Genomic DNA, 4,334 nt, shown 5'->3' on the forward strand with positions numbered 1-4,334 from the left:
AATTTTAGTAACCTATGTTATTGCAAAGGTCTCACTTATAGATTATAAAGACAATTAATTGTTACAATTTTTAATAATAATTGATTTAGGTATTCTCTTAATTAAATTAGTAAAATCATTTCTAACCTCAGTATGATTAATATTTAATTCTTTCTTATTAATTAGTATATATATATTTTTTTTATCTTTAGAAATATAACCATCCTTAAACCTAAACTCCTTATACGTACCTGAACTTAACGTATTTCCCTTTTTAAAATTATATACATACAAAGATTTACCTGTCTCACCATAGTAAGTTGAAGTAATAAAACAATGATTTAACCTATCTTTAAATAGTTTTAGTTCCCCTCCCTCTAAACTTGACTCTTCATCATCAAGTTCAGAAGTAAAAATTAAATTTACTCCGTATGCATTCTGACATAATAAGACAAAGAATGTAAATATTGCTAGCATTATATTTAATGATTTCATAACAACTCCATCTAAATATCATATTTAACAGCTAAAGGACCATCACCTGCAGCTTTTACAGTTGCTCTTAGTTGAGCCATATTTTTACCAACCTTCAATTCGAAATGAGGATAATCCTTAAATTTTCCAATTTCCTCCCCATGCTAACCCCTCTTCAATTCCTATATGTACGATTAATTTCAGTAATCTAATATTCTCTGCATCATCTTCCTTTTTCATGTGGATCCTGCCATCTTGCCAGATTGGAAACACATCTATTGCGAGTCCAAAATAAAATTATGATTCCTTTTCCCTCCTTTTACTTTTGTTACTATGGATCCAGGCATTGTTCTCCCTTTGCATACAAATCATCCTATTTATCCCTGCATAATTCTTAATTAAATTTAATTTAATGTTGTTCATACGCTTTTTTAATAAACATTCTCACTTTATCTTGAAATTGAGGATGACGTTTATTAATTTTTATTTTATTTTGATTATGTATTTCTCTATTCTTCTTAACCACTGTAACAGGCTTCCCATCCACGGAATTTACTTGCTTTACCTCATTTCTCTACCTTAATTGAGGAGATGTATGTTTTGCACCGTTATCTCTCTTTGGTCGACTAGCTGTTCCTGTAGCAGAGGAAGGACTCATCTGCACTTTTCTTGCAGATGGTTGCTTACCTATTTCTTGTGCCTTTTCATCATAAATTTGGTAAAAGATAAACTGAGAGTTAGTTCAAAGTGGAGCTCTTTCTGCTCAATAAAACAACTCAACCAGCCACTGTATAATTTTTGCATCTATCCGTTGAATGAGATTGGGATGCAATGGGGCAACAGGACCGCCACTCCAGCCAATATATTCATCATCGATAGAGGGTCTTGCAAAATTTTCAGGAACCAATTCAGTGCCAAATAGGGATGTATCTCGATAATAGTAGAGCAAATTATCCTTTTCATCGGCAATAAAGATTGCTATCCTAAAGCCGTTCCATCCCGTACATACAAAAGTTTTTCTATTCTTTAAAATTCTGCGATTATCTGCCAAAATCTTTTTTTCCAATTCTATTTGTTCTAAACGTTCTACTTTATGTTGATATAAATACTCACATTTAGGGTTATCTTTGTAGCGTAATTCACGGTAAATTGCTTCAGGATTTTGCATAAAATATAGTCCACAAGAACCTTCCTGATAATTCACTAAGTATTTATTTTGATAACAATCACTGCTCACGGAAATATTTTTTATCTCTTCTCCCATCCCCGTTATCCGCCAATACTCAACTAATCCAAATATCAATATAAAGAAACCAAATCATTTCACTATTTTTTTCTTTGTCATAACTTTGCCTATTATTTCAAAATACTTCAATTTTTTTAGGGAGAATGATATTATTTTAGGGATGAAAATACCAACAGATCCTTATCTATCTTTTAAGATACTAAATTATATAGATAAAAATTTATTTATAGCATAGAGTGTCAATAAATTTTGCTTCTATCCTATGGAAAATAGATGGATTTATAGAAAAGGATTCTGTTTGAGCATATAGGCCTAGATTAAATATACCTTCTTCATTCAAATTTAAGTCTAACGGCATACTTTGCCAAACTTCGTTATGAAGATAATAAAAAGATAGCAGTTCCCCTTGATCATCATATAAATATATTCCGGAATAAAGGCCATCTATGCTTAAAAAATTTCCTACATTATCAAGGCAAACAACAATATTTTTATTTTTACTTACGTTAAACCTTGCACATTGGTCTCCATCACTGGGAATCTTATAACTAAATAAAGTCTTTTCTTTATAATAACAATATGCACTATATCTAAAATAAGAATAAGACGAAATTATGGCCATCAAAATAGTTACTATTAAAGTAATTCTTTTAAACATAATTTCTCTTGCCTATTTTAATTTCACTTTATCAGCAAGCCGTCTGAAAAGTCTCGGACGGCCTTTATAAATATTGGATTTCTAATCTAAGGTACAGCACTCAAGCATCGTGTGCCATTAGTATCATACGAGTGGTGCGTTTGAAGAAGTTTTCTATGTGTATTGATATTCTCTAACTCATTTGGACTTAATACAAGATTCACTCAAATATTTTTTTACTTCCTCTTGTGCCTCTACAGTACATGGAAACTCATTAAAAATATTAGCATTACAATATGATAGGTATTGTTTCAATTGCTGTTTAGGTACATCTTGTATATCACGCTCTCCTATGGAGTCGTAGTATATGCTCTGAAAAAACCACGGTTTTTAAAAAAAAAAAAATACATAATTATTTTCAAATTCCCCTGTTCTATCAACAACACCTATAAACAAATACAATGAAGTAAAAATAAAAATAAAAAACAGCATTTTATTCATAAAGTTTCCTTATCTAATTTTTTAAGTTTTAATACTTATCTTAACAACAGCAAGGAACGTTAACTTTTAGGCCGTCTGAAATGGTTTCTTTACAGATTCCACATCTTGCTTCGTATTCTACCGTTCCGCCTTTTCTCCAAAAGCCAAAACAAACACGAGTTTTCTGCTATTTTCGTGCCTAATATCCCCTTTTCTTCCTTATCTCTCACAAACATTCAAAACCAACCAGCAATAACACTAAACAGATAAGCCATATCGCTCCATATCCATTTACTCATTGCAACCGTTATCCACCCCATCAGCACCAACACAATCAAACCGAAAAAATCAGGTATATGCATATAAAGCCAAGCAGCAACAGGTTTTCGCCAAAAATCTGATTGTTGCTGTTTCTTCTCCAAAGCCAAATGCATGAATGGGCGCTCCAGATGCAGATCGCTGTCTATACCATACTCGCTGCGCACATGTTCATTGATGACTTTCAAAGTACGGCGGCTCGGTTGCAAGAAAATATCGATAAGCGTACCGACAACAGGAATCATGCCAAGCACCATATCGGCAAAAGCAAGATATACGGCAGAACGCATTTTATGTTCCGGCACGCCCAACTCCCGTCCCATGCGAAAAGCCTTCATTGTCAGAAAAAGTCCGGCAATATCCCCGACAAAGGGGATTAGCGACAATATGGCATCAACGCCGATCCCCTGTTTGGTAAAAGGAATGCAGAACAAACTGTCCATAGTATTGGCATATTTAGCCAATTCGCGCTCACGTCGGATGATTTCCTGACGCTCATAAGGTATAGGTTTATGCTTCATCATGTTTTGATTGTAGTGGTTTAAAAATTTAGAGCGGTACAACATTATTACCGTTTACAGTCATTCTCTATAAAAGCCAATTACAGCATGGCCGTTTGTGACGTAAGGTCGTCTGAAAGTACGGTTTCAACTAATTTGAAACTCAACTATTGAAAACCATGTTTCAGATGACCTTCAGGCTTGCTCCCCTGTCAGCCTCTTTTATTTACTTCGGCAACCCGGTATTCGGATCCAATCCTGCCTGTTGCGCCAATCTGCGTACCAGTTCATCGGATGGTTTTGCCGGAGCAGGACCTTCTTCAAAACGTTGGACGGCGATTTTACCGTCCCAACTTGGCAGCTTTGCTGGAGGTAGCGGAACGATATCATCTAGATCGTGAACGTTGAGCTCACCAGCTCCCTGCCAAGATCACATGCAGTAAGCAATAGCATACTGACTAGTATGGTGGATAAAATTTTGATCATCATATCATCTCCTAATCCAAATCTTGGGTAGCTAATCGTTTTTTATTAGTTAAATCAAATTCCATAAATGGCATATTGTTTCGGTAAGCTTTTTTGAAATAGTATTTCATCTCTCCTCACTTAAAAGTATCCACTCTGATCAGGCTGGGTATTCAAGTATGACAATGGATTTGATATAGCATCTGTGATAATGCCTGTGGTAAAGGGGGAAGGA

The 4,334-nt window shown here is 34.5% G+C and carries 5 protein-coding genes and 1 pseudogene; all 6 read right to left on the minus strand.

Annotated features, from left to right (window positions below):
* Nucleotides 1–54: 54 nt before the first annotated feature.
* On the minus strand, nt 55–474 hold the full coding sequence (locus tag HMPREF2700_RS00375; protein WP_070589132.1) for a hypothetical protein: 420 nt from the start codon (nt 472–474) through the stop codon (nt 55–57).
* Nucleotides 475–591: 117 nt separating this feature from the next.
* Nucleotides 592–732, minus strand: coding sequence for a M15 family metallopeptidase domain-containing protein (locus HMPREF2700_RS11260; protein WP_083303918.1), 141 nt, complete (start codon nt 730–732; stop codon nt 592–594).
* A gap of 484 nt (nt 733–1,216) precedes the next feature.
* Nucleotides 1,217–1,717: a hypothetical protein gene (locus HMPREF2700_RS00380; protein WP_283129653.1), complete on the minus strand. Its 501-nt coding sequence runs from the start codon at nt 1,715–1,717 to the stop codon at nt 1,217–1,219.
* Nucleotides 1,718–1,919: 202 nt separating this feature from the next.
* A complete protein-coding gene (locus HMPREF2700_RS00385) occupies nt 1,920–2,357 on the minus strand; it encodes a hypothetical protein (protein WP_070589134.1) in 438 nt (145 codons plus the stop codon).
* A gap of 695 nt (nt 2,358–3,052) precedes the next feature.
* Nucleotides 3,053–3,655 (minus strand): DUF4112 domain-containing protein, encoded by a 603-nt coding sequence (locus HMPREF2700_RS00390; protein ID WP_070589136.1) that lies wholly within the window; start codon nt 3,653–3,655, stop codon nt 3,053–3,055.
* 205 nt (nt 3,656–3,860) lie between these two features.
* Nucleotides 3,861–4,046 (minus strand): annotated as a pseudogene (locus tag HMPREF2700_RS11940) (DUF6396 domain-containing protein); the annotation flags it as partial.
* Nucleotides 4,047–4,334: the final 288 nt, after the last annotated feature.

The organism is Neisseria sp. HMSC068C04 (genome assembly GCF_001810105.1).
GTDB classification, from domain to species: Bacteria; Pseudomonadota; Gammaproteobacteria; order Burkholderiales; family Neisseriaceae; genus Neisseria; species Neisseria flavescens_B.

Bases quoted from the DNA above. Each gene is read 5' to 3' on its own strand.
- HMPREF2700_RS00375 (WP_070589132.1), bottom strand. From the start codon at position 474: ATGAAATCATTAAATATAATGCTAGCAATATTTACATTCTTTGTCTTA.
- HMPREF2700_RS00380 (WP_283129653.1), bottom strand. From the start codon at position 1,717: ATGGGAGAAGAGATAAAAAATATTTCCGTGAGCAGTGATTGTTATCAA.
- HMPREF2700_RS00385 (WP_070589134.1), bottom strand. From the start codon at position 2,357: ATGTTTAAAAGAATTACTTTAATAGTAACTATTTTGATGGCCATAATT.
- HMPREF2700_RS00390 (WP_070589136.1), bottom strand. From the start codon at position 3,655: ATGAAGCATAAACCTATACCTTATGAGCGTCAGGAAATCATCCGACGT.